The organism is Aequorivita echinoideorum (assembly GCF_018476645.1).
Taxonomy (GTDB): Bacteria; Bacteroidota; Bacteroidia; order Flavobacteriales; family Flavobacteriaceae; genus Aequorivita; species Aequorivita echinoideorum.
The window spans coordinates 190,754-216,196 of sequence record NZ_JAHCTB010000003.1; the positions used below are offsets into that span (position 1 = coordinate 190,754).

Below are 25,443 nucleotides of genomic sequence, written 5' to 3' on the forward strand. Positions count from 1 at the left end.
TAGTATTGAGGGTTTGTAACTTCCAAGGAGGTTTCGACTCCGCTCAACCTGACATTCGTCTCACTACAAAAAAATGACCCGCTCCAGTTTTTCCAGACCATCGGAGCAGGCCAGTAGTTAAATGAATACTAAACTTAACTGATGCAAAATTATGAAAAATAAGTACAGGGGCTACTATGTCCTACCCTTATCTTTTGCCCTATTCTGGGCATTAAGTACTCCCCTAACCTCACAAAACGGCTCCCCTCCTATCTCGGGCATTGTAACTGATGCCAATGGACCGCTTGGGGGCGTAAATATTATAGTAAAAAATACCGCTCGTGGTACCCAAAGTGATGTGGATGGGCACTATTCCATAACCGCCAAAAAATCCGATACGCTTGTGTTTAGCTATCTGGGTTATAAGGCGCAAGAAGTAGCAGTGGGCAGTGGTAGTATACTTAATGTTACATTGCAAGCTGATGCCACGGCGCTGGATCAAGTGGTTATTAATGCGGGGTATTATACCACTACCGACAAAAAACGCACTGGAAGTATAGGGCGTGTAACCGCTGCTGAAATCGACAAACAACCTATCAATAATCCTCTTGAGGCCTTACAGGGACGGGTGACTGGAGTAGATGTAATTCAAAATTCCGGGGTGCCGGGAGGAGGATTTAAAATGCGCATTCGTGGTCAAAACAGTTTGATGGCCGGGAATGAACCGCTCTATATTATTGATGGGGTACCCTATGATACACGTACGCTCGGTTCTCCCAATACCTCAGGGGGAATTATTCCTGGTGCTGATGTCAGCCCCTTAAATGCCATAAACCCAGAAAGCATTGAATCCATTGAAATCCTAAAGGATGCAGACGCTACCGCTATCTATGGCTCCCGTGGGGCCAATGGGGTGGTTCTTATTACCACTAAAAGAGGAAAGGAAGGAAAGACCAAAATAACGGTAAATAGCAGTACGGGTATAGCGCATATCTCTAAAAAGGCCAATCTGCTGAATACAGAGCAATATTTGGAAGTCCGTCGGGAAGCTTTCGCCAACGACGGGATAACAGAATATCCTGAATGGGCTTACGACGTAAATGGCACTTGGGATATGGAACGTTATACCGATTGGCAAAAGGAGCTAATAGGCGGTACGGCAAATACGCGCAAACTTTTAGCAGAGGTCTCGGGAGGCTCTTCCAAAACCCAATTCCTAATCAGTGGTCAATATCAGGAGGAGACCACTGTTTTCCCTGCAAAATATGCCTATGACAGACTTACGGTAAATACGAATTTAAACCATCAAAGTAATGATGAACGGTTTAATATAGTGTTTACGGCAGGATATTCCCTTGAAAAAAATAATCTCCCAAATCTCGATTTTACTTCAGATGCTTTATGGTTGCCCCCAAACGCTCCGGCTATTTACGATGGGGAAGGCAATATAAACTGGGAGAACAGCACTTGGGCGAACCCATTGGCGGGGGTAGCAAGTAAATATACACAGGATTCCAAAAACCTAATTACCAATACCATTGCATCCTATACCTTTCTTAATGATTTTGAAGTAAAGATCAATGCAGGCTATGGTTTCTCGCAGCTACAAGGCCTTACCACCACCCCACACACCGTATACGATCCCGCCTATGGTATGGATAGTGGGTCTTCCAGACTTACCACAAGCAACGGCGGTCGAAATTACTGGATAACAGAACCACAAATCCGCTGGCAAAAGAAAAATGAAACCCATAAATGGGATATTCTCGTGGGAAGTTCTTTTCAAGAAAACACTTATATTCAAAAGATTATTACGGGAAGGGGATTTCCTAACAATCATTTCATAAATAATCTGGGGGCAGCGACCACGGTGACCATTGTGGATGAAAGCAAAACCAATTATAAATACCATTCCCTTTTTGGCAGGATCAACTATACTTTCCGTAACGAACTTTTCCTTAATGTTACCGGAAGACGGGACGGCTCCAGCAGGTTTGGTCCTAAAAACAAATATGGAAACTTTGGAGCTATTGGGGCGGCCTGGATATTTACCGAGGGAAGAACTTTTAATGGGTTGAGCTTTGGAAAGCTTAGAGGCAGTTATGGCCTTGCAGGAAATGACCAGATAGGCGATTATCAATACTTGCAAACCTACTCCATAGAGGATTATCCGTATGATGGCAATATAGGATTGGTACCTTCCCGTTTGTACAATCCCAATTTTAAATGGGAAAAAATAATCAAACGGGAAGCCGCCGTGGAACTGGGCTTTCTGGATAATAAAATCTCCATTTCCGCGGCCTACTATAATAACCGCTCATCAAATCAATTGGTAAATTATGCCTTGCCCGGTACAACGGGTTTTGTAAGTATTCAAGCAAATCTGGATGCAGAAGTAGAGAACTCAGGCTTTGAGATTGAATTGAACAGCGTTTTAGGCCGTAGTAATAATTTTACCTGGAATAATTCCTTAAACTTTTCCATGGCCCGCAACAAACTATTGGCCTTTCCAAGTCTTGAAAATTCCACCTATGCCAATAGATACGTAATTGGAGAACCATTAACCATAACAAAACTTTACGAGCTGCAAGGGGTAAATCCTGAAACCGGGCTTTTTGAATTTAAGGATTATAATGGGGATGGCGTCATCAGCAGCGATAAGGATAGGCAATATATAGCAGATCTGTCTCCAAAGTTTTTCGGCGGGCTCTCCAATACCTTAGGCTATAAAAATTGGTCCCTAGATTTTCTTTTTCAATTTGTCAAGAAAAACGGATATAACCAGTACCGCTTTTCGGAGCCGCCGGGTCTAATGGGAAACCGCTCCATAAGCGTATTGGACCGATGGCAGCAACCCGGGGATGTGGCTCCAATGCAACGCTATACAACCGGGGAAAATTATGAAGCCTATTTGGCCTATTCTCAGTTTACTCAGAGCAATGGCGTTATTTCCGATGCTTCCTTTATTCGGTTACGCTCAATGGAATTGGCCTATAATTTAAAATTGGGAAAGGAAGCTGGCACTTACTGCCGGATCTTCCTTCAAGGCCTAAACCTATTGACCTTTACAAATTTTAAAGGTGCAGATCCAGATCAAATTACTGGGTTTCTTCCCTCCCTACGAAAAATCACTTTTGGGGCACAACTCCATTTATAATCATTAAAAAACGTACAGATGAAAAAAGCAATACACTATCATATCAAAAAATATATATACCTCCTGCTCTGCCCTTTACTCTTTTTGGGCTGCGAGGATTTCTTGGAAGCAGAAGACCCCTTGGGGCAACTAAACAGTCCCCTAGTTTTTGAGGATGAAGCCACCGCTACTGCCGCGGTTACAACCCTATATGCAAAATTGCGGGACGAGGTGCTATTGACCGGAAACACTCAGGGCCTTGGCCTATTAATGGGCATATACGCTGATGAAATGGACTACTACGGTTTTGGGGGAGAGCCATTGGACAGCTTTTATCAGCACCAGGTATTCTCCGATGATGTAATTGCAGAAAACCTTTGGACCCAATCCTACGCCCTCATTTATATGGGCAACGCAATATTAGAAGGGCTAGAAACTTCCCAGATTTTAAGTGCAGAGAGCAAGGCACAACTGAGAGGGGAGGTTCTTTTTATTCGGGCCCTCTCCTATTTTTATTTGGTCAACCTCTATGGGGATATTCCGTATGCAATCACTACCAATTACGAAGTAAACAGCATCCTCTCAAGAATGCCCGCTTCTCAGGTTTATGAAAACATAGTTATTGATCTAAATGAAAGCAAGACCTTGCTGGGAACCAATTACATTTCTGGGGAACGAACTCGCGTCAATAGCATGGGAGTGTCCGCCCTACTTGCCCGAATATACCTCTATACAGAACAATGGAATGCAGCAGAAATGGAAGCCAGTGCGGTGATAAACAATACTTCTTTGTACAACTTGGAAACTGAAGTCTCTAATGAATTTTTAAAGGAAAGTCCTTCAGCTATTTTACAATTTAAACCAAAGACGGAAGGTAACAACACTTTGGAAGCATCCACATTCATATTTACCGCTGGCCCTCCGCCTTTAGTTTCCCTTGAACCTCAACTTATAGAAGGAATGGAGGCAGACGATCAAAGGCGGGAGCAGTGGATTGGGGAAGTTACGGACGGGAGCCAAACTTGGTATTATCCCAACAAATACCAAAACAATAGCAATACAGGCACAAGTATGGAATATTCCATAGTGTTTCGCATATCAGAACAATACTTAATCCGTGCGGAAGCCAAGGCCAAACTAGGGAACCTTCCAGACGCTTTGGAAGACCTCAACACCATTCGGAACAGGGCTGGCTTGATGGATTCAGAGGCAACAACTCAAAATGAAATTTTAGAGGCCATATTCCAAGAACGCTACCATGAACTCTTTTCAGAATTCGGTCATAGGTGGTTTGACCTTAAGAGGCTTGGCTTGGCAAACGAAATCCTTGCTCCCATTAAGCCCGGCTGGAAACCAACTGATGTATTGTTGCCAATTCCAGAGAACGAACTTTTAATGAACCCTAACCTGTATCCTCAAAATCCGGGATATTAAATTCAATATATGTTATGAAATTAATATTTATTAAAACTAAACCATTTCCTATTATGCGATATTGCATTTTGCTTTTGGTATTGCTTATATTTAGTGGTAGTACAGTAGCACAAGTTCAACAGAAGTATTCCTCGGAATTGAATTCCCTCTGGAGCAATGGCACCTTTATTATCAAGATATCCAAGAATGGCAAATGGGCAGTCATTGAGGAGGACTTCCCACAAAAGGGAAGGGAGATTCTAGTAATGCAAACAAAGGGTACAAAACAGTATCGCCTTCCAGAAAGTGAATGGTTGGATTTTTCCGCGGACAGTAAATGGTTTGGGTGCATCAGTAAGGAGGAAATGATACTCATCGATTTGGAAACCGATAAGGAGGTACGCTATTCCAATATAGCTACCTATAAATTTTCAGGCACTGGTAATTATATTGCCGCACTACAACAAGGCAAGGGGAAGCTAACGGAACTTTTAATAATTGACCTGAAAAACAAAACGATAGCAAGAAGGCTTAGGGATGTAATAAAATTTGAGTGGCATCCTACCCAGAATATTTTGCTCGCCACGGTGAAAGGGGCGGAACAAAACCAAGTAATCCGTTATGATGTTGGGAAAGAAAATTCTGAACTTCTTTTCAAGGAAAACTCAGGAAGTATCGAGTATTTAAGATGGAACGGGTCGGGTTCAGCCGCCATTTTTCTTAGCCGAAATGAAGGGAATCTCCAATTGCATTATTTCAGTAAAAGCGAAGGCACAAGTGGGGTGCTAACCGATAAGGCAATACAGGAAAAATTCATAGACCATCATCTTAGTGATCGTCAACCTTTTATATCCGATGATGGAAAAAAAGTAATTTTTTATGTTCAGAAGCTAGAAAAGTCTGAGGCTGAAAAAAGCGATGTTCAGGTATGGAATAGTGACGATCCGTGGATTACCCCTCGAATGGAAAGCTCCAATGGGGGAAGACATTTTTTAACAGCCTGGTATCCACAGAGCGGAGAGATTAAGCCAATCGAAACGGAAGCCCTACCCAAGGCCGCGATGAGCGTAAACCACGATTTTGCAGTGGTGCACAATCCACTACAATATGAACCCCTATATAAATACTATCCAAATGCAGATTTATATATTAAAAATATAGCAACAGGTGATACTACTTTGGTTTGCAAAAATCAATACACAGAAGGGAAATTTGTCACAATATCTCCCAGTGGAAAATACGTTTCCTATTTTAAGGATACTGATTGGTTTGTGTATAATTTAGAAAGTGGGAAAACTATAAATCTGACCGAAGATTTGGAGGTACCGTTCCAAAATACTGAATCCCAAAGGCCAGGGGATTTATTTCCATATGGCAATCCCGGCTGGCTAAAGGACGATGGGTACATAATATTTTATGACCAATATGATATATGGGTTCTGAGCCCAGAAGGCAATACTAAAAAAAGGGTTACTCAGGGTAGGGAAGATAAAATCCAGTATAGGATTAGTAGGGATTATGGCCGTAAAGCATATAATCCCTTAACGATTCATCCCGATTTCTGGAGTGAACCATTTAATATTAAGGAGGGTATTATATTGGAATTCCTTGATAATAATAATTTTGACACCGGATTAGCGCTATGGAAGGACGATTTAGCCATTAAACCACTTTTTAAAACGGAAGGGGCAATTACCAAAGTTATGAGTTCGGATAATTTGGAAACCGTACTGTATAGCAGTCACCGCTTTAACAGGCCCCTAAGCATTCACAATGTAAACGTAAAGACCAAAAAATCCCAACTGCTGTATCAAGCAAACGAGAAGCTTTTGGATTATGATTTAGGCCACACAGAATTCATCGAATATCAGTTGGAAGATGGCACTAAACTAAGGGGAAGTTTGATGTATCCTGCAAATTATAACCCCAATATTAAATATCCTATGATTGTGGAAATTTATGAAAGAAAGTCCGTGGATATAAATCAATTCCAACCCCCAAGCAATTATATGGTTATCGGGATCAGTTTATTAAATTTTACTCTTAATGATTACTTTGTGCTTTATCCAGATATTGAATATACCATTGGGGATCCAGGGATTTCAGCATTAAAATCAGTAACCGCTGCGGTAGATAAAGTACTGGAAACGGGTAAGGTGGATGAAAAGCGGTTAGGATTGATTGGCCATTCCTTTGGGGGCTATGAAACAGCATTTATCGTTACCCAAACAGATAAGTTTGCCGCAGCTGTGGCAGGAGCGGCAGTAACCAATATTGTTTCTTATTACCACGATGTATTTTGGGATTCTAGGCGCACTCAAATGTGGCGTATGGAAAACCAACAATTTCGCTTTGGGGATTCATTTTATAATATGAAGGATGCCTATTATAGAAATTCCCCTTTGCACCACGTGGAAAATGTGAATACCCCATTGCTATTATGGACCGGAAATACAGACACCAATATCAACTGGAACCAAAGTGTCCAGATGTTCCTCGCTCTAAAAAGATTGGGCAAAAAATCGAAGTTGCTTTTGTATGACGACGAGCCTCATGTTCTAATGAAGACCCCTAACCAAATGGATCTTACCAAGGGTATATTTAATTGGATGGAAAAATATGTAAAGAAAATTGATGAAATTTAAAAAGCTTCCCGATTAATAAAAACCGAGAAGCTTAAACTAACCCTTATTGTAACCATTCATATAAAAAGTCATGACAGTCCGGGGTTTTATAGATGGATCTGCCATTAAATTTACAAACGGGCACTCCATTTTCGGAACAATCCTTCGGAGCAGACGCACAACCCGCAGAGGTCATAATATATCCTGTTACCAGGGCATTCTCCTCAATGGGGGTGCTCTTTTCAGTTGCAAAGGCAAAAACGATTGCCAGTAAAAATGCCATCAATGGCATGCCGAACTTTAAAATTTTTGTTTTCATAATATAAAAGTTTTAATGAATTAGCGACCTACTATTTTTTACAGGTGTTCGGTCTTATTCCTGATACTGGCCAGTATGTGTTGTGTTAGAGCCGGGGTCAAAGTACTCCGGCTTTAACTTATAAATCCATAACCTTCCGTCTACAAGTGCAATCAAAATATCCTTGTAAATTCGGAAACCATTAAGTTTTTTATTTTGTTGGTGATAGAGGTAAAAACTGAATTCATAGCTATTCGTAACGATATTATAGACATCAATAATAGCAGCGGTTTCAGTAGCCGTTTTATCTTCATAACGACCTAATCGGTCGCTATTGATAAATAGGTAATCTCCAAAGGTGGCAGTATACTTATTAATCATAACCGATTGTCCTCTTTTGTATTGATCTTTTTTAGTGTGATGGGCAATATCTAAAATTGCCTTGCTTACCGTATCAATGGTCTTTCCTGAATATTTATAAAATAGATTTTCATCCGTAACCTCATAACTGTTGCGATAAAAATAAGTGTAAAGAAACTTCTTGTTTTTAGTGTTCCAGAGCAAAAGCCCATCACTATCGAATATTCCATCCACCTGTTTGGTAATAATGCTATCATTAAAAATCACGCTGTCCCTGTCCGTTGCTCTGGTAATGAGACCGAGATTGGTGATGGCTGTAGTATTGGAAATACCGGCAATTCCTATCCGAGTCGAATCCGCTATTTCAAATTGTTTAAAGTAGGCCTCGTTATAGCTGAAAACATCAGCTTTCCAATCTGTCGTATTTCCTCGAAAAATTATAGGTACGGTGCCGTCACCTAAAAAGAAGAACGGAGGTTCCACTAATATTCTCGCCCTTCGGTAAGGAAGTTCAATGTTGCTAATAGCAACTGGGAAATCCTTTATATGCTGCAGGGAAACATCGAGGGTCTTTAAATATAAAGGGGCCTGCAAATTCCCTAAATAAATAATGCTGTCCTTAAAACCTGCAATGTAATAAGTATTCGAGCCAAGCTCATAATCCCCTAAATACTCGGCAGCATGGGGAAGGTATTTACGCTGAAAGGCCTCGTTTCTGTAAATTTTCTTCTCGGAGCTAATGAAAAGCACCGTTAGCAAAAGCGTGGCAAAAGCGGCGATAATGAATAGAGCAAGAAACACAGCCTTATAAGAGGTCGTCAACTTGCCAGGCCGCGGAAGTCGCGTTGCGAGAAGGATGGCCACCACCGCCAATATGATAAAGGAAATATTAAAAAAGAGGTGTTCAGTCCAACTCAGTTTTTCAAGTACACCCCCACAAGAACATGGAACAAAGTCAGAGAAATTTAGAATAATGACTATATAAGCAGTAAACATAACCATTAACCCAAAGCAGCCAATAAGAGCGGCTAATCTAAATCGGGGAATAATAAGCAACACCGCCAATAGAATTTCAATGCTCGGCACCAGTACAGACACCATCCCAGCATAGGCACTTAATAAGGGAGCTTGAGCGAGTTGGATCTGAAATGTTTCAAAATCCAAAAGTTTGCTCATGGCTGCATAAACAAACAAAACAATAAATAATAGACTAATTACATTTACTGTGAATTCCCTATATTTTTTATTGAATATCATATCGTTAGATTTGATATGATAAAATTCTGCATTAAAATTTCAGAAAAATGGAAATAAACTTATCCCAGCGGTATTATTTTCAGTCAATGGAAAAAATCACGGATTTTCGGCTAAAAATTTCCTTCGAAGTTCTTTGGGGGTATAGCCAAATTCGTTTTTAAATGTGGCCGAAAAAGAAGGTACGCTTTTAAAACCGCATAATTGGGTAATTTTTTTGAAACTGATATTGCTTCCCTGTACCAACATTTTAGCTTTTCGCAACCGTTCGTTTCTAATAAAGCGAAAAACACTCACCCCGTACAACTCCTTAAAACCATATTTAATTTTGAAGGCATTTGTGCCAAATTCGAGTGCTATTTCCTTTATTGGCGGAAAATCCATTTCGAGATTGTCCATAAAGTAGTCGCGTACCTCTCGAATTTTTATGACATCGGAGGAGGATAACTTAACCTTTTGTCTATTATCCATTAAAGTGAGGGGATTATTTTTTTTAGAGCTCTCTTTTTTATTATTCTCTTTTGCTATAAGGTATTCCTCTAATTCAACCTGTCTTTTGGAATGTTTCACAACAGTTACTATAATACTTTCCTCCCCATTCTTTTTCCCGCCTAACTTATTTATATAGCAAGCACTGGGTAGCAATAGGCCTGATTTGGTTTTAAACGTTAGCGCTATTGAAGTATCCAGCATTTTTTTATTTTTAAGCATATCCCAATGCCTTTTCCATTTTGGAGTAGACTTTTTGTTTAAAAGGTTGTCGAAGGACCCTCCAACAATTTCCAAACAGTTATAAAACAAGATGTCACACGCTTGTTGGTTAACGGCTTTAACATTTCCGTCTAGATCGATTATAAAATTCATCAAGACTATATGCTTGATAGTTTCATTTGAATTAACATACCCCTCATGCAATAAAGCTTCCCCAATTTCTTCTGCCATCATGTTAATTCCAGATATAAGCGCGTCTATGCTATCCTTTTTGGAAGATTTTTCAATATGATAATAGAACTTACCCGCACCCATTTCAGCTATTGCTTCGACAATCCTTTTGAGACGTTTCTTCTTAGACATCTGCATTCTTATTAAATTATACTTTTACATTTTTTCCATTTTCCAATCAGTAATTTGACCGTTAAATGTATTTTTCCAAAAATAATTTCGCTTCGTCCATATCCTGAAAAGCTTTTGTTGGGATGGAGGGTTTAGTAGTCTTAAGGTAGAAATAAGATAAAATATCCGACATTGGGTCTCCCACAATAAATGCCACTGCTTTAAGCAATGTGGAACCCTCACGCGCAAGGTAGTCCCTACCGGGTTTGTCGACTTCTTCAACACCACGAATATCGCATAGGGCGGGGTAATAAATTCCATTCTGCAATTTAAGGCGATCTGCCACAATCCTTATGGCCGCCTCATGGTTGATTACGATATCCTTATAATACCGTATGTGTAGAAGACCTCCGTTAAGAGTGTATAAAGCAAATTTATTTTCTATAGAATCCATGATGATCGAAAACTGGCAATTCCCTATAAATTTACGAAAATCTGAAAGTATTTATTTTTAAGGCGACGATTCACAGCCCAAGTCAGGACTTTTTTCTTATCCAAAATGAAAAAAAACTTATCCCAGCGGTATTATTTTGTAATTGAACTTTTAATTGCCATCAAATGCCCGTAAATTCTATGCTTTAAACTCAACGACCATGGCAAAAATCAAACACAACAACTTTTTGGATACCGTTCATGAGGTGTTTACGGATGCAAAACAGGAAGGCGTACTCCATCTGTACGCTGAAGGGGAAACCTTTAACGGACGTACTATTGGAGTTAAAAACAGGAGCCTTTTTCACTTTGGCACCACTGGGTATTTAGGCCTGGAACAGGATGTAAGGCTAAAGGAAGCAGCTATTGATGCGATACGCAAATACGGCACGCAGTTTCCGTTGTCAAAGTCTTACATCTCCAATCCGCTATATAGTAGGTTGGAAGAAAAGGTTACCGAAATGTACGGACATCCTATTATCATTACCAAAAACAGTACACTGGGTCATATAGGAGTAATACCGAGCGCAGTGAAAGATCAGGATGCCATCATTTTAGACCATCAGGTTCATTGGAGCGTGCAGAGTGCGGCCAAGATTTTAAAGAATAGAAGTGTACCTATTGATATGGTAAGGCACAACGACCTGAATATGCTTGAGGATAAAATAAAGCGGTATTCAGACCAGCGAAAGAAAATTTGGTATATGGCTGACGGTATCTATTCCATGTACGGCGACTTCGCTCCTATTTCCGATTTAATGGCATTAAGCCAAAAATATCCGCAGCTTAATTTCTATTTTGATGATGTGCACGGCATGAGCTGGATAGGCAAGAACGGTACGGGATATGTGTTAAGCCAGCTTGGGGAACTGTCCGAAAATATTCTGCTCTTTGGTACCCTTAGCAAAACCTTTGGAGCCAGTGGTGCGGTGTTGGTGTGTTCCAATAAAAAAATGTACCATGAGATTAAGACTTTTGGAGGGCCCTTAACCTTTTCCGCCCAATTGGAACCAGCATCCATTGCCGCGGCAACTGCCTCGGCTGATATACACCTTTCCCCAGAAATTTATACCCTGCAACAGGAACTGCGGGAACACGTAGAATATTTCAATGAGCTTTTGCAGCAAACCGATCTGCCCCTGATTGACGAGAATATATCTCCGGTGTTTTATATCGGAACCGGAATGCCAAGGACAGGTTATAATTTTGTAAACCGATTGATGAAGGAAGGATTTTATGTAAACCTTGGCATCTTCCCTGCCGTTCCCGTCAAGAATACCGGTGTACGCATTACCATTTCCAGGCACAACCAAAAAGAGGAAATAAAGGACCTTGTGGAGGCGATGAAATTCCATTTTCCAAAGGCACTGGAAGACACCCACACAAATAGTGAAAGAGTGTTCCAGGCCTTTAAATTGGAGCCGAAACAAAAAAAGGCTTTTTTAAAACCAAAAGTCACTGCGGATTTAAAAGTACAATTAGAAGATTCCATATTAAAAATTGACAAAAAGCTCTGGAACAGCCTATTGGGAAAATATGGAGTATTTGATTGGGAGGGATTGAAATTTTTGGAAGAATCATTTAGCGGCAATTCCCATATGGAACATAACTGGGAATTCAGGTATTTGATTATCTATGACCAAGAGCAAAAACCAATATTGGCCACATTTATGACTGTGGGATTATGGAAGGACGATATGCTTGCAGCTGTTGGAGCTTCTAAGACCATTGAGGAAGAACGCAAAAATAATCCTTATTACTTGACCTCAAAAGTGCTGAGCCTTGGTTCGTTATTTACGGAGGGCGAACATTTATTTCTTGAAAACTCACATCCCCAAAAACAGGAAGCGTTGAATTTACTTATGCAATATTTGGAAAAATTGGAACATTCCCTTAAAGCAAAAATGATAGTACTTCGTGATTTCCGGGAAAATAAAATGCTTCATGATTATTTTCTGGGACAAGGCTTTGTTCGCGTACAGATGCCAGAATCATGCACGCTTGCGCTTGACGAAGATGAAACCCTGGAAACATACATTTCCCAACTTTCCAGCAGAAACAGAAAGCACTTACGAAAAGAGGTTTTTAAAGTTATGGATTTACTTGATATACGTATCGTACAGGAGGCCACCGTAGAACAATTGGAGCAGATTTCGGAACTGTACTCCAATGTACATCAAAATAACTTGGGACTGAACACTTTTTCCTTTCCCGCGAAGCTGTTTGGTAAGATGTGGGTGCATCCGAATTGGGAATTCATTACAATTGCTCCAAAGGACGAACCCAATAAAATGATAGGCGTTATGCTTTGTTATAGGAATATCTATAACACTTACGTCCCCGCCTTTGTGGGAATGGATTATAACTATCTGGAACAATTTCATATTTATCGCCAACTTTTATTCCAGACCATTAAGCGTGCAATAGAACTGAAATGTCGACATATTTCTTTAGGCCTTACCGCAGAGTTTGAAAAACGAAAATTGGGAGCTACCGTATATAATAAATACGCTTATATACAGACAGCTGATAATTATAAACTTGAACTTATGGGTATTCTGGAATCTAGTTGACAATCACTTCAAATTGCCCCATATGCATGAAATATCAAGATTTAATATCGGAATTCGAAGCCAAATTGGAAGCTTTGGAAACTTGTACGGACGATATTTTATACAGGGCAGAGACTGGCATAGCCTATACAGAGCGGTGGATAAAAACACTTCGGGAGGAGGTGGTACGGCATGGTTTCGGCTCCATTCAGGAAGAGATATTTTTCTTCAAACATATCAAGCCCCAAATCTTCAGCAAACTGATCTACTACTCAAAACTATTTAATATTGAAAGCAAACGGCCACGGAGCAGTTCCAAATTCCAGATTAAATATCTCAATAATCAAATTGACAAATTGCAGGTCTTCTTTAATGACAATCTGGAGTTCTACCATTATTATCGAAGGGGAGCAACATCGCTCGACGAACAATATTTCGTCCGTGGCAAATCTGATCTTCGGTCCACCACTGATTTCTTTAACTTTTATATCGACGAAAAGTTCTCCACTTGTCAGGATGGAACCGTGGCGGCGATTATGGCCTATGATATGCTGATCGTTTATTTACAACAGGAAATTGAAAAACTAGAAAATTACAAGGACAATCAAAACACAAATTTAATGAAGCAATCATCAAGACTTTTTTGGACGGGAAACAAAACAGATCTCATAGAACTCATCTATGCCCTGCAGAGCAGCGGGGCTATTAATAGCGGAACGGCCGATATAAAGGAAATGGCTACTCTTTTTGAACAGATTTTCAATATAGACCTTGGAAATTATTATCATACTTTTATAGAGATCAGGGCACGTAAAGGCAGTAGAACCAAATTTCTGGACAGATTGCAGGAATCATTATTGAAGCGGTTCGAAGAATCGGATACATAATCCCACCCTCTTCCCAAGTTGGGAAATCAGCTTTTAAATCTTTTGCCATTAAAATTATGTCAAATTAGTATCAATATCCAAATTGATAACATTCATTTCCCTCCAAAACTACCCGAATTTTATTTGAAAAAATCTTTCCCACCTCTGGATTGACTATTGAAAGATTTCCATCAAAGACCTGCAAATTTGTAGAACGAAAGTCAAATCAAAGATTCACGAACACTTTGCTATTAAAATTTTAAAGTGCGTGAGCTAAATCAAGTAAGGGGCTATCAAATTAGATAACAGCAATAAAATAGTCCCTTTCTTCTAAAACCGTTCTATTATGCCAACAAGTATTATAACCACAGACGATCTTCGGGATTTCAAGTTTGAATTGCTCGATGACATTAAAAAAATTCTCACAAAACAAGCTTCCGGCACTTTGAAAAAATATCTCAAATCCTCAGAGGTAATGGAAATGCTTCAGATAAGTCCCGGCACCCTCCAAAATCTTCGAATTAATGGTACGCTACCTTTTAGCAAGATGGGTGGAATCATTTATTATGATTCTGAGGACATTCAGAAAGTAATGAGAGATAATCGTGTTCAACATCCAAGTGACTAATCATGTATGAACTATATAAAACACCTAAACTCTGTTTTTCAGCAATTTTCGATGGATTCCCAATTGAACCCAACGCACATAAGTTTGTATATGGCCCTGTTCCAATATTGGAACATCAATCGGTTTCCAGATGAGTTTTATATAAACCGGGAAGAGATTATGAAGATGTCCAAAATAGGCTCAAAAGCAACCTATCATCGATGTTTAAAAAATCTGCATCGATGGAAATACATTCGATATCTCCCCTCCCACAATCCTTACAAGGGGAGTAAAATCAGGATGCCCAAATTTGATACAAGTAGTGAAACAAGCGACGAAACAACTACTGAGATAAGTACCGAGGAATCTACTGAACAACTAAAGGGACAAGCATTGGCACCTTATACAAACATGAATAAACATATAACAAACAGAAATAAAGCTAAGCTACCAAAAAATAAAAATGAAGTTTTAATTTTTTTTGAAAAACAAAAATGGCCTGTATTGGAAGGAGAAAAATTCTTCAACCATTATAACGGCATCGGTTGGAAAATCGGTGGAAAAATTGAAATAGCGGATTGGCAATCCACAGCAGAAAACTGGATTTTAAAATCCAAAGAAATTGAAACGGGAAAAGCAATGTCCCAAAATCGGGACAACCTTAAAACCAGTAAAATCAAAAATTATGGTCAACCCCTCTAAAATAACCGAAGGCGGCATAGAATATTCAATCGGAAGGTTCAATGGGTTTGAGATGTTCTATGATTTTCCAAAGATCTTGATCTATCTGGATGCTAAGGGAAAGTTGTTGTTTGGCAAACAGTTCAAAATCTATAGGGAGGATAAGGACATCATCTATAAACTCAGTAATTATTTTATAAAGGATAAAGAAAAATGCGATCAGGCAGGAATAGATCCAGATAAGGGGCTTTTGGTTTCCGGTCCTGTGGGATGTGGTAAAACATCTTTAATGAAGCTGTTGCAGTTTATTGTTCCGCTTCAGCGATCCTACTCGGTAATACCCTGCCGGAATATTGTTTTTGCATTCAATCACCTCGGTTATAAAATCATTGAAGATTACGGAAGTGGCAGCTATTTCTGTTTTGATGATCTGGGGGTGGAGCCCATCGGGAGGCACTACGGACAGGACTGCAATGTAATGGGAGAGGTGCTGCTTTCACGTTATGAGCTTTTTCTGAAAAGCAAACTGAAAACGCATGCCACTACCAATCTAAATGCAGAGGAACTGGAGGAAAGATATGGAAACCGTGTGCGAAGCAGAATGCGCGAAATGTTTAACCTAATTGCCTTTGATAAAAATGCACAGGACAAAAGAAAATAAAATCTACGATTATGAAAATAGCCACCTTTAATGTTCAAAACCTGTTTCATAGAGATAGAAGCTTGATTCAAAAAACCGTTGGCAAATGCGTTTCCGATTGGATTGTTGAATTCGACACCCTGCTAACTAAAGAAAAAAGCGCTTCGAATACTGAACGGTTAAGGGAATTATCGTTCCTGTTGGATTTTGACAAAACCTATCAAAACCCATACGTGGTGATGCGAAAGAAAGCGGGAGAGCTCTATTTGAAAGGAATGAACTGCTCCAAAGAGCTTAAATCAGGGGAATTAACGGATTGGAACGGTTGGATCAAAGTTCAGACCGTGCCTATCGATCCAGAAGCTACAAATCATAAAGCTATGGTTATTTCAGAGATTGACCCGGATATTTTGGTGCTGCAAGAAGTTGAAGATAAAATGTCTTTGGATGAATTTAATAATTTCATCTTGCCTAAGTTTAATTGCGCTTCTTTTTCGGAAAGTATTTTGATACCAAGTTCTGAAGGAAAGAGCCGTGAACAAGCTTTACTTTTAAAAAATGGATATCAATTGGAATCCATCAAAATTCATAGTATAGATGATTCTGAAACTGCAACACAGGATTTATTGGAATACGAAATTCAAAGCCCAAAAGGAAAAATTATTCATTTACTCTCGGCCTATTTCTATGAAAATAAATGCGATAAAGAAAAGGCTTTTGAAATAAGGAAAAATCAAGCATATCAAGTCTCCGTGATATATAAAATATTACAGTTGCAAAGTAAAACCAATATTGCCCTCGTTGGAACTTTAAACGCTCCCTCCTACTGCAACTCCTTGGCTCCATTGCTCCAAGAAACCGATTTAAAAGACATCAGCAAAAACAAAACTTTTAATGTTGATTTTGATGAAGGTCAAGATGCTACCTACTTTCGATTAGGTGCTTACCGAATGGGAGTAAATATTAGACAAGAAGATTATTTATTGTTATCTCCTGCGCTTTTTTCAAATGTAGAAAGTAGTGGACTGAACAGGAAAGGGGTTTGGCCGGAGAAGCGGCCTAATTGGGGTATATATTCCAGTTTGCAGAATAAGAGTCAGGCGGCTAGTGAGCATCCTGTGATGTGGTGTGAATTAACAATTTAAAGTGACTATTAGTTGCTAATGATACTATCATATTTAAATCCGATTAATTCATCTTCTTCAACTTGTGCGCGCCAGTTCATATCGTATTTAACAATGGACATATCGCTTATATCCAATTCAATCTTCTCTTGATCTTTTGGGAAATCAACATCAAATACAAAAGCTGGAAATAAATCATATTCAAATTTATATTCCTTTGGATTAATGTTTTCAGTTTCATCGCAAAATGGTATGAAAATCTGAAAAACTAAAATTCCTGAATAAACCACCAAACATAAGTTTGGTCGGTAAATGTTGCCTGAAATGCTATGTTTTCTTTTGTATAGAATAGCAGCTGGCTTTGCATAATATTTCTTTGAAAATCGTGTCCTCAATAATAGTAAGGGAATATCAAAAATGGTATTCTCAAGATCATCCTCTCTTTGAGATAACCAGTCAATAGTCTTATTGTAATTTTCCAATTCTTCTGTTGTGCATAATGACAATCCGACTTTCACTAAACCTTTATAAACATTAATTGGAACAAATTTTTTCTTTTTCAGAGTGACATTCAGTTGATTATTTTGATAATCATATTCAAAATCTGAAAGATTACTTCCAAAATTAAAGTGAGGGTTTCCGTTAATGTTTTTGATCCTTGTAGAACGTTGATTTTCGCCCTTTCTACTTTGAAATATGGGAACTTTACTTTTTGTTCTTTGTCCAATTAATGTTAAATATGGACTGACATAATTCGCCAAATCTGTCTCAAATCGTCCAAATAACGTGTTGCAATTATCACACTCCTCGTTATTTGTAAAATTATTTTTGCCGAAAAGTTCAGGAATTACGTGCGGAACATTATTGAAGGTGGTTTCATTTGATGTTTTAGAACAAAATTTACAAGTTTTATCTATACCACGGACAAACTTTTTTTCAAAGTTATCAGTTGAACTTATTTTTTCAAACTTATCTAAAAAATCAGTTATTTTCATAATTTGTTAATTAAACGGAAATCAATTACATTTTACACAGATATTTCCTTTCAAAATTTGCCTCGTTGTAGTTGACATAGTGTGATTATTTTTGCATTTCACGCGAATTTTCACTCCGCTGTTTGTCCTGTAAATATCTATTGTTTCTGCTCCAGATTTTTCAATTATAACTTTGGCTCTATTTTCACGTTCAATAAGTTCCTTATTTTTGGTGTAGGTGTAAACCTCTGATGGATTTAGCTTAATATCTTTTGCCTTTATGGGATATTTTATATTTTTATTTTCAAGTTGATTAATTATGAATGAAACTAAATCATCTAATTTGACATCCGTAAACACTTCAGGTATATAAATGATTTTAACGCCTAATTCCTTACAGATCTCTGCTTTCTGTTTGTCATTATCAATCGTAGATTGTTTGACGTATCTATGATTAACGTTTGTTGTAGAATAGTGCTGACGACCTTGATGTTCAAATGCAATTTTTAGTTCTTCGTTGTAACCGTCAAGTTCCATTTTATTACCTATATTGTTCTTTAACCAATCAGGTCTAATGCCGTTGAAGTTTTTACCGAATATTTTTTCAAAACTTAATCTACAGGTTCTTTCGCCTATTCCTTTTGTGCAAGTTGGACACCATTTACCTCTTTTTATGTTATTTGGTGTTGCAATCCACTTATGTTTTTCCGAACATTCCCATTGCATTTTGGTCGCATCATTTTTATATTTTGCGGAAAGGCATTTTCCTCCTCTTTCGATTGCTAATTCTTGGATTTCACTCAAAGTTGATTTTGCTGTTCCGTAACACTTTCTGCACCAAGCATCTCTCTTTAATCCTTGTGGCCTTGCAAACCACCTATGGCCATTCTCACATTCTACGTGAATTCTACTTTGAGTAGCATTTAGATAAGTTTTCGATAAGCATTTGCCACCATTCTTTTTTATGATTTGGATAAAATCTTCTATCGTATCTCTTTGTTCATCGCTTACCCTCTTTACAGCGCAAGCATTGCACCAACCACCTTTTTTTATTATGTGTGGTATAGTTTCCCAAATGTGACCTTGTGAGCATTGAAATTTTAATTTTGTTTTACTATTTATATATGTTTTTGATAGGCATTTACCTCCCTTTAAAATTGCAATATTCCTAACCTCATCTAATTTATCTTGAATTTGTTTTTCCGTTGTAACTTTAAATGTTCCTGCACAAAATGGACACCACGTTTTACCGGCTCTAATTGAACCTGCTGTTGTTTTCCATTTATGACCTTTTGAGCATTGAAATTCAAGTTTAGAACTTTGGGTTTCGTAATGTTCACTTAAGCAAAGACCATTTTTTGAAATGGCGTATTTTTTAAAGAAGTCCAAAGACAAACGTCTTTTCAAGCCACTTTTTTTTATAGAGCATATTCTGCACCAAGTACCTTTTCTAATATTTGCATATGAAGATTTCCAAATATGTTTTTTATCACATTGCCAAAGCATTTTTGTTTGACTATTCTCGTAATGTTCCGACAAACATTTTCCGTTGTTTTCTTTAGCGGTTTCTACACAATCAGATAAAGAATGTTTTAATTTTTCACTTCCTTTTTTGGATGAACAAATGTTACACCAACTTCCTTGTTGAATACTATTATAAGTTGCCTGCCAAATATGATTTTCCTTACATTGCCAAGTCATTTTAGAATTACTACTAATATACTCTTGTGAAAGGCATTTGCCATTATTTTTAGTTGCAACAGCTATACAGTCTGAAAGTGTTTTTTTCCATTTATTTGAGGTTCGTTTAGACGAGCAACGTTTACACCAAAATCCTCTAATTAAATTTCTTGGATAAGTTGACCATTTGTGATTATTTACACAAACTAAATCAAGTTTCGTTTCTGAACTAATCAATTCATTTGTCAAACATTTTCCACCATTTTTTTCGGCAATAACCTTATAATGCTCTATGCTGTATTTTGGTTTTCTCAATGTTTTTTTTAAATGTGTGGTAATTCGTTATATCCAAACAAAAATAAGGAATTATCGGTGGAAATTGATAGATAACAGAACATTCAAATTACTTCAATTTCTTAATAACCTTAATAGCTTCTGAACAAACCGTTACAACAATCTGCTTTAAACTTTTCAAAACCTGTTCAAACAACTTATTCATAATTTGATATTTTGGTTAATTCATTCAATAACAGTAATGCAATCACTTTCAAGTTTTTATCTACTGAATAGTAATTTGCTTCGTCCAAATTAGACAAAAACCCAAATTCCAAAAGCACAGCAGGAAAACAATCAACCGTTTCCCTTAAGACCTGAAAATTTGCAAACTTCACACCACGACTTTCCAAACCAATATTATTGACCAATGCCTTTTCAATTTCATATCCTGTTAAAATGGAATGCTTCCAATACATTCCAATAGAATTTGAAACATACACTTCAATCCCTCTCGCATTCGGACTATCAAAATGATTGCAATGCAAGGAAATAAAAATATCTGCATTCAAGGATTTTGCTAACTTGGTTCTATCTCCCAATGAAATAAGTGTGTCCTTATATCGCGTTAAGTAAATTTCATATTGATTTTTAAAAACGGTTTCATTCAGTTCTGCAGTCTGTTTTGCGATTTTTAGAACGACATCTTTTTCGAGAATCCCATTTACACCCACTGCCCCAGGATCTTTTCCACCGTGACCGGGATCAATTACAATTATCCTTTTTCCATTTGGGTTTGGTTGTCCCAAAACACGATTGGGCAGACTAAATAATTCTAGGGCCAAAAGGATCGAGAATAAAACCTTGAACAGAACCATAATAACTTCTTGTTTTGAACAAAATTCAAAGATTCATTTCCATTTCTAACAATCTTCCAAAGTTTAACACTGGATCACGTTAAAGTTTAAAGATTTTCTTTCCCTCCCTTCTTTTCATAATAGATTTCGCAAAATTTCAGTAACCAACCTGTTTCAGGTTTATAAAACGCATAGCTATGAAAAGATCTATTTTCATTTTAACCGCACTTTTATTTTCAATCGCACGAAGCTTCGCACAGATTGGTGGAATCGAAGATTCCGTAAATGATGTTTCCGATACTATACGGACCATCTTCCCTATTATTCTCGGGGTCATCTTTCTTATTGGATTTCTATTTAATGCTGGGCATTTCTTCGGAGAGAACGCAGACCTAAAAAAAGGAATTACACGGGTTTTGGTATTCGTGCTGATCGCGGGAGCGGTGGTAGGAATCTTTACTTATTTAATCGGAATCGTGGTGTAATGAAACAGTACGAAACCTATAGAAACATCAGGAAACGCGCGGTCATTTTTGGGCTGCCCATTTCCTTGTTTGCCCTAATGATGATTTCAATAGTAGCATCGCTCTTGGTCATTATTTTCTCTTTCAGTTTCGGAATAATTGTCGGAGTAATAGTATTGAATATGGGACTGTATATCGCACTTATCAAGATTACAAACAATCCACAACTATTCCATTTCTCAAAACCCTTTCCACAGATTATCAGCAACAAGAAACCCACACTTTTCAATTATGAAGAAGATTAACGTGGCGACATATTACCCAATCGTGGATATTCAAGAGAATGTCATTTTTGCCAATAATGGCAATGTTGTTTTGTGTTACGCGGGCAATCTTCCAGAAATATATTCCCTCTCCGAAAAAGATTTTGAGGATATTCACGGAGCGTGGTTCCAGGCCATTAAATCCTTACCCACTGGATGCGTTGTTCACAAACAGGATATTTATCTAAAAAGAAACTTTTCCTCAGAAAATCTACCCAACAAAACCTTTCTGGAAAAAGCCACACACAAGCATTTTATGGGACGGGAATATATGAAGCATAAGTGTTATCTGTTTTTCATTCTCACCAAGAATAAGGCACTCAACAATTCAAAATACATCAACCCCTTCAAAAAGGTGACAAAAACCATTGTCCCGGAAATGGACGATGCTATCCACAGCTTTGTCGGTGCCGTTAGCGATTCGGTTTCCTTTATAAACAACAGTCGAAAAATGGAGTTCACTCCTTTGGATCCAACGGAAATCCAAAATATGACAAATGGGTTTTTCAATGGTTTCAATGAAGGGTTTGACACAGATATAATCTTAGATAAAAAGGAATTGAATATAGGGGAAAACTATTTCGATGTCCTTTCCATAAACAGTGAACTATGCTTTGGCGAAAATGTACAGAGCAGCAAGACCAACGAACATTTTACTTCGGACGATTTTGTGTTCCATCAAGGGTTTATTGATGGGCTTGGACTTACCCTGAATGAAAACCATATCGTAAACCAAATCATATATCTGGATGACAAACAAAAGTGGCGAAAAATTCTCGACAAGAAGATCGAGGAACTCAACAAAAGCTCCAATTTTGGCTCACAAAATAAAGTCGTCCTAAAGAAAATCCAATATATTCAGGACCAAATAAATTCCGATGACAATGCCCGGGTTATCCGGGGACACCTCAATATTATTTATTGGGATAAGGAAGTGAAAAACCTTGAAAAAATTAGCTCCAAAATAAAGACTGAATTCAAGGAGCTGGACATTATTCCATACTATCCCAGAGGCGAGGAACGCAAGAATTATATCCTAAATAGCTTTTGCTGCTTTTCTTCCAACTTTTCAAATGACGATCTGTATGTAACGGATTTAAAACATTCGCTATGCCTATTGATCAACAACACCAATTATAAATCGGATACAACGGGAGTAATATTCAATGACAGGGAACATAACATCCCTGTCCTTAAAGATGTTTGGGACGAAAAAAAGAAACGCATCAAGGCCAGAAACTTTGCAATCTTCGCTCCTACGGGGGAAGGGAAATCTTTTTTGGCCAACAATATCTTGCGTCAATATTTCGAAAGCGGAGTTCGTCTTGTCATTATAGATTTGGGCGGTTCCTACACCAAATTCGCAAAACTTTATCCAGAGCAATACACCGTGCTCCGCTATGAAAGTGGAAAAAACCTTGGCATAAACCCCTTTTATATAAGTGACCTTAAAGACTTGACCCCGGAACGTCTGGAGGATCTTTCGGTATTCCTTTTTGAATTGTTCGCTTCCGATTTAAAAGTGACCAAAGCACAATCAGTATCCGTTAAGAAAATCCTACGCCATTATTATAAGCAAATCAAGACCAATCATTCACTTAGCAGTTTTTATGCTTTTATTGAGTCCAATCAGGATTCACTTTTAAAGAAATTGAAAATTCATTCCGATTATTTCAACATTACCAATTTCCTGCACATTATGTCCGAGTATGTTGGGGATGGACTGTACAGTTTCCTCTTTGAGGTAAGTGAGGACCAAACCTATAAAATTGAGGATAAAAGATTGATAGTTTTCGAGCTGGACGAAGTAAAGGACAACAAGGAAATTCTTTCGGTTATGCTAAAGCTTATAAAGTCCGCAATCCAAAGAACCATTTGGAAGAACCGTGCTGAAAAAGGTATCATTCTGTTCGATGAGTTTGCAAAACAGCTCAAGTTCGAAAACGTACTGGAAAGTGTGGAATTCTATTACCAGGCCATCCGAAAACAGAACGGTGCCATCGGGATCATTCTTCAGTCCATTAATCAGCTTCCCAACAATTCAACTTCTGCAAGTATTTTGGAAAACACACAGGTCATTTACAGCCTTCACAATGAAAAAGGATATGACGAGCTGCAGAAAAGGTTGCACCTCTCCAGCCACGATTTAAATCAGCTGAAATCAATCAAAAACAATCTTTCTGGGCCGCGCAAGTACACGGAAATGTTTATTAAAATCGGAAAGGAAAGCAACATTTTCCGATTGGAAGTTCCCAAAGAAGTTTATGCAGCTTACTTAACGGACGGGGCTGAAAATGAAGAAATAATGAAGCTTTATGAAAAGCATCAAAATATGGAAAAAGCAATCACTGAATATACATCCTAAAAACAGAATTTATGAAGTCAAAAATTTTAATTCTCGCAATGGCACTATTGTTCAGCCTAAATATCAAGGCCCAAGGAATGCCCGTTTATGACAACACAAACTTTATCAGTTTGATTAAACAGCTATTGGAATCCGGTAAGCAGACCTCCAATCTAATCAAAACCGTCAAGTTCTTAAAAACACAAAAGGAAAACCTCGAAAAGGTAAACGATGTGATCAAACAGCTGAAGGCAGTCCAAGAAATCAACCGGGACAACCAACGTTTGATTGACATTGTAAATGAGGATTTACGGGATATATTGAACTCCCCTTTTATAAAACCTGACGAGATTACCCGTATCTCAGATTCCTTCAACGCTATAATCGATACCTCTTTGGACAATCTTGACTTTATAGATCAGATCCTCTCCAGCGATTATATGAAAATGAGCGATGCCGAAAGAGCCTCGATTTTGAAAGCAAAGGAAGTACAAACAAAGGAAATGGTGGCTGAAATCACAAAAAAGACTGAGCGCTATCGGGATATTATTTCCTTTAGAAAAATGCAGGACAAGATAAATAACCGGGAAACAGCCTACTAAAATGACTGCCGCAATCTCATTGGGAATAGGTCTGGAATATGTGGACACGATTTACCAGACCATACAGAACAGCGACTTTTCGCAATACACCATTGGCGGAATGAAAACGCTTGCGGTGCTGTTCTTTCTAATTAATATCCTAAAAAAGTACAATGAGGGTGCGGTAGATAAGGATGGATATACTTGGGGACTTAGCCCTGGCGACCTAATCAAAAATTTTATGATCGTAATCCTCGTCATTTTCTCAACGCAGGTATTGGGGTTCTTTGATGGCATATTGGTAGCCATTGAATCCCAATATCGCAACACGGCTCCTGCGCTCCTTCCTCTCCAAATGCAGGATATTCCATTGGAAGAGGATGTGGGCGCATTGGAAGCCGCCAAAAAAGCAATGGCACTATTGTACGATGCACTGGTAACGCCACTGTATGGATTTAAGATTTTCGCCTTTATCGGAAGTCTAATTCTTTGGATTTTGGATCTGTTTATCTATCCCCTATTCTTGGCCGAACGATTTTTCCTTTTGGGAATTATGCGTGCCTTCTTTCCGCTCGTAATCAGCTTGGCCGTTTTTGAGAAATTTCGAACCCTTGCCTATAACTATTTCAAGCTTTATGCGGCAGTGTATATGTTGGTTCCGGCTTTTTTTCTGGTCAATGTTTTTATTAATGCAATCTATACGGAGATTAATACCAACTTTTGGGTAAACCTTTTTGGCACCGATGTGGGCAGTAGAGTCTTTGCGCCCGTTGTGGAACTCGGCTCCATAGGATTTATCGTATTCCTAAAATTTAAGCTTTATCGACGTGCCACATCATTCACCCTAAGACTTTTTACCGCTTAAAGC

The 25,443-nt window shown here is 38.3% G+C and carries 21 protein-coding genes; 14 read left to right on the plus strand and 7 right to left on the minus strand.

The window, feature by feature from the left end; all coding sequences use genetic code 11:
* Nucleotides 1-151: 151 nt before the first annotated feature.
* Genes KIV10_RS07665 through KIV10_RS07675 form a run of 3 tightly spaced genes read left to right on the plus strand, consistent with a single transcriptional unit; the run spans nt 152 to nt 7,173 of the window.
* Entirely contained in the window at nt 152-3,136 is a 2,985-nt protein-coding gene (locus tag KIV10_RS07665; protein WP_214112929.1) for a SusC/RagA family TonB-linked outer membrane protein, read from the plus strand.
* An 18-nt stretch (nt 3,137-3,154) separates the two neighbouring features.
* Nucleotides 3,155-4,549, plus strand: a complete 1,395-nt coding sequence (locus KIV10_RS07670; protein ID WP_045079488.1) for a RagB/SusD family nutrient uptake outer membrane protein — start codon at nt 3,155-3,157, stop codon at nt 4,547-4,549.
* Nucleotides 4,550-4,602: 53 nt separating this feature from the next.
* Nucleotides 4,603-7,173 carry a S9 family peptidase gene (locus tag KIV10_RS07675; RefSeq protein ID WP_214112930.1) on the plus strand — a complete coding sequence of 857 codons (2,571 nt, stop codon included), beginning with the start codon at nt 4,603-4,605 and terminating at the stop codon, nt 7,171-7,173.
* A gap of 43 nt (nt 7,174-7,216) precedes the next feature.
* Here KIV10_RS07675 and KIV10_RS07680 read toward each other — a convergent pair whose 3' ends face one another.
* From KIV10_RS07680 to KIV10_RS07695, 4 genes are all read right to left on the minus strand, one after another.
* Complete coding sequence (locus KIV10_RS07680) at nt 7,217-7,471, minus strand: DUF6520 family protein (protein WP_045079490.1); 255 nt, start codon at nt 7,469-7,471, stop codon at nt 7,217-7,219.
* A 54-nt stretch (nt 7,472-7,525) separates the two neighbouring features.
* On the minus strand, nt 7,526-9,067 hold the full coding sequence (locus KIV10_RS07685; protein WP_214112931.1) for a MauE/DoxX family redox-associated membrane protein: 1,542 nt from the start codon (nt 9,065-9,067) through the stop codon (nt 7,526-7,528).
* Nucleotides 9,068-9,163: 96 nt separating this feature from the next.
* On the minus strand, nt 9,164-10,138 hold the full coding sequence (locus tag KIV10_RS07690; RefSeq protein WP_214112932.1) for a helix-turn-helix domain-containing protein: 975 nt from the start codon (nt 10,136-10,138) through the stop codon (nt 9,164-9,166).
* Between the two features lie 61 nt (nt 10,139-10,199).
* A complete protein-coding gene (locus KIV10_RS07695) occupies nt 10,200-10,571 on the minus strand; it encodes a DUF7793 family protein (protein ID WP_045079493.1) in 372 nt (123 codons plus the stop codon).
* Between the two features lie 199 nt (nt 10,572-10,770).
* Here KIV10_RS07695 and KIV10_RS07700 point away from each other — a divergent pair, with 199 nt between their 5' ends.
* The 6 genes from KIV10_RS07700 to KIV10_RS07725 all read left to right on the plus strand — a co-directional run bounded on the left by KIV10_RS07700 (nt 10,771) and on the right by KIV10_RS07725 (nt 17,100).
* Nucleotides 10,771-13,182 carry an aminotransferase class I/II-fold pyridoxal phosphate-dependent enzyme gene (locus tag KIV10_RS07700; protein ID WP_214112933.1) on the plus strand — a complete coding sequence of 804 codons (2,412 nt, stop codon included), beginning with the start codon at nt 10,771-10,773 and terminating at the stop codon, nt 13,180-13,182.
* A gap of 26 nt (nt 13,183-13,208) precedes the next feature.
* A complete protein-coding gene (locus tag KIV10_RS07705) occupies nt 13,209-14,048 on the plus strand; it encodes an RteC domain-containing protein (protein ID WP_045079495.1) in 840 nt (279 codons plus the stop codon).
* Nucleotides 14,049-14,373: 325 nt separating this feature from the next.
* Nucleotides 14,374-14,655, plus strand: coding sequence for a helix-turn-helix domain-containing protein (locus tag KIV10_RS07710; RefSeq protein WP_214112934.1), 282 nt, complete (start codon nt 14,374-14,376; stop codon nt 14,653-14,655).
* Nucleotides 14,656-14,661: 6 nt separating this feature from the next.
* Nucleotides 14,662-15,336 (plus strand): hypothetical protein, encoded by a 675-nt coding sequence (locus KIV10_RS07715; protein WP_214112935.1) that lies wholly within the window; start codon nt 14,662-14,664, stop codon nt 15,334-15,336.
* A complete protein-coding gene (locus tag KIV10_RS07720; protein ID WP_214112936.1) occupies nt 15,320-15,976 on the plus strand; it encodes a P-loop NTPase family protein in 657 nt (218 codons plus the stop codon). The genes KIV10_RS07715 and KIV10_RS07720 overlap by 17 nt, the downstream gene beginning before the upstream one ends.
* An 11-nt stretch (nt 15,977-15,987) precedes the next feature.
* Nucleotides 15,988-17,100 carry an exonuclease/endonuclease/phosphatase family protein gene (locus tag KIV10_RS07725; RefSeq protein WP_214112937.1) on the plus strand — a complete coding sequence of 371 codons (1,113 nt, stop codon included), beginning with the start codon at nt 15,988-15,990 and terminating at the stop codon, nt 17,098-17,100.
* 8 nt (nt 17,101-17,108) lie between these two features.
* Here the strand turns inward: KIV10_RS07725 and KIV10_RS07730 are convergent, their stop codons facing one another.
* The 3 genes from KIV10_RS07730 to KIV10_RS07740 all read right to left on the minus strand — a co-directional run bounded on the left by KIV10_RS07730 (nt 17,109) and on the right by KIV10_RS07740 (nt 20,884).
* Nucleotides 17,109-18,074, minus strand: coding sequence for an HNH endonuclease (locus KIV10_RS07730; protein WP_045079500.1), 966 nt, complete (start codon nt 18,072-18,074; stop codon nt 17,109-17,111).
* Nucleotides 18,075-18,095: 21 nt separating this feature from the next.
* Nucleotides 18,096-20,048, minus strand: a complete 1,953-nt coding sequence (locus KIV10_RS07735; protein WP_214112938.1) for a hypothetical protein — start codon at nt 20,046-20,048, stop codon at nt 18,096-18,098.
* 176 nt (nt 20,049-20,224) lie between these two features.
* Nucleotides 20,225-20,884: an N-acetylmuramoyl-L-alanine amidase family protein gene (locus KIV10_RS07740; protein ID WP_045079502.1), complete on the minus strand. Its 660-nt coding sequence runs from the start codon at nt 20,882-20,884 to the stop codon at nt 20,225-20,227.
* Between the two features lie 176 nt (nt 20,885-21,060).
* Between KIV10_RS07740 and KIV10_RS07745 the strand changes: the two genes are divergently transcribed.
* The 5 genes from KIV10_RS07745 to KIV10_RS07765 are packed head-to-tail and all read left to right on the plus strand — an operon-like array spanning nt 21,061 to nt 25,440.
* A complete protein-coding gene (locus KIV10_RS07745) occupies nt 21,061-21,348 on the plus strand; it encodes a hypothetical protein (RefSeq protein ID WP_045079503.1) in 288 nt (95 codons plus the stop codon).
* The gene (locus KIV10_RS07750) at nt 21,348-21,632 is read left to right on the plus strand and encodes a hypothetical protein (protein WP_045079504.1); all 285 of its coding nucleotides are present in this window, start codon (nt 21,348-21,350) and stop codon (nt 21,630-21,632) included. Before KIV10_RS07745 ends, KIV10_RS07750 begins: the two co-directional genes overlap by 1 nt.
* Nucleotides 21,619-24,015: a TraG family conjugative transposon ATPase gene (locus KIV10_RS07755; RefSeq protein WP_214112939.1), complete on the plus strand. Its 2,397-nt coding sequence runs from the start codon at nt 21,619-21,621 to the stop codon at nt 24,013-24,015. Before KIV10_RS07750 ends, KIV10_RS07755 begins: the two co-directional genes overlap by 14 nt.
* Nucleotides 24,016-24,026: 11 nt before the next feature.
* Nucleotides 24,027-24,596: a conjugal transfer protein gene (locus KIV10_RS07760; protein ID WP_214112940.1), complete on the plus strand. Its 570-nt coding sequence runs from the start codon at nt 24,027-24,029 to the stop codon at nt 24,594-24,596.
* Nucleotide 24,597: 1 nt separating this feature from the next.
* A complete protein-coding gene (locus KIV10_RS07765; protein WP_214112941.1) occupies nt 24,598-25,440 on the plus strand; it encodes a hypothetical protein in 843 nt (280 codons plus the stop codon).
* The last annotated feature ends 3 nt before the right edge of the window (nt 25,441-25,443 follow it).

Bases quoted from the DNA above. Each gene is read 5' to 3' on its own strand.
- KIV10_RS07665 (WP_214112929.1), top strand. From the start codon at position 152: ATGAAAAATAAGTACAGGGGCTACTATGTCCTACCCTTATCTTTTGCC.
- KIV10_RS07670 (WP_045079488.1), top strand. From the start codon at position 3,155: ATGAAAAAAGCAATACACTATCATATCAAAAAATATATATACCTCCTG.
- KIV10_RS07675 (WP_214112930.1), top strand. From the start codon at position 4,603: ATGCGATATTGCATTTTGCTTTTGGTATTGCTTATATTTAGTGGTAGT.
- KIV10_RS07680 (WP_045079490.1), bottom strand. From the start codon at position 7,471: ATGAAAACAAAAATTTTAAAGTTCGGCATGCCATTGATGGCATTTTTA.
- KIV10_RS07685 (WP_214112931.1), bottom strand. From the start codon at position 9,067: ATGATATTCAATAAAAAATATAGGGAATTCACAGTAAATGTAATTAGT.
- KIV10_RS07690 (WP_214112932.1), bottom strand. From the start codon at position 10,138: ATGTCTAAGAAGAAACGTCTCAAAAGGATTGTCGAAGCAATAGCTGAA.
- KIV10_RS07695 (WP_045079493.1), bottom strand. From the start codon at position 10,571: ATGGATTCTATAGAAAATAAATTTGCTTTATACACTCTTAACGGAGGT.
- KIV10_RS07700 (WP_214112933.1), top strand. From the start codon at position 10,771: ATGGCAAAAATCAAACACAACAACTTTTTGGATACCGTTCATGAGGTG.
- KIV10_RS07705 (WP_045079495.1), top strand. From the start codon at position 13,209: ATGAAATATCAAGATTTAATATCGGAATTCGAAGCCAAATTGGAAGCT.
- KIV10_RS07710 (WP_214112934.1), top strand. From the start codon at position 14,374: ATGCCAACAAGTATTATAACCACAGACGATCTTCGGGATTTCAAGTTT.
- KIV10_RS07715 (WP_214112935.1), top strand. From the start codon at position 14,662: ATGAACTATATAAAACACCTAAACTCTGTTTTTCAGCAATTTTCGATG.
- KIV10_RS07720 (WP_214112936.1), top strand. From the start codon at position 15,320: ATGGTCAACCCCTCTAAAATAACCGAAGGCGGCATAGAATATTCAATC.
- KIV10_RS07725 (WP_214112937.1), top strand. From the start codon at position 15,988: ATGAAAATAGCCACCTTTAATGTTCAAAACCTGTTTCATAGAGATAGA.
- KIV10_RS07730 (WP_045079500.1), bottom strand. From the start codon at position 18,074: ATGAAAATAACTGATTTTTTAGATAAGTTTGAAAAAATAAGTTCAACT.
- KIV10_RS07740 (WP_045079502.1), bottom strand. From the start codon at position 20,884: ATGGTTCTGTTCAAGGTTTTATTCTCGATCCTTTTGGCCCTAGAATTA.
- KIV10_RS07745 (WP_045079503.1), top strand. From the start codon at position 21,061: ATGAAAAGATCTATTTTCATTTTAACCGCACTTTTATTTTCAATCGCA.
- KIV10_RS07750 (WP_045079504.1), top strand. From the start codon at position 21,348: ATGAAACAGTACGAAACCTATAGAAACATCAGGAAACGCGCGGTCATT.
- KIV10_RS07755 (WP_214112939.1), top strand. From the start codon at position 21,619: ATGAAGAAGATTAACGTGGCGACATATTACCCAATCGTGGATATTCAA.
- KIV10_RS07760 (WP_214112940.1), top strand. From the start codon at position 24,027: ATGAAGTCAAAAATTTTAATTCTCGCAATGGCACTATTGTTCAGCCTA.
- KIV10_RS07765 (WP_214112941.1), top strand. From the start codon at position 24,598: ATGACTGCCGCAATCTCATTGGGAATAGGTCTGGAATATGTGGACACG.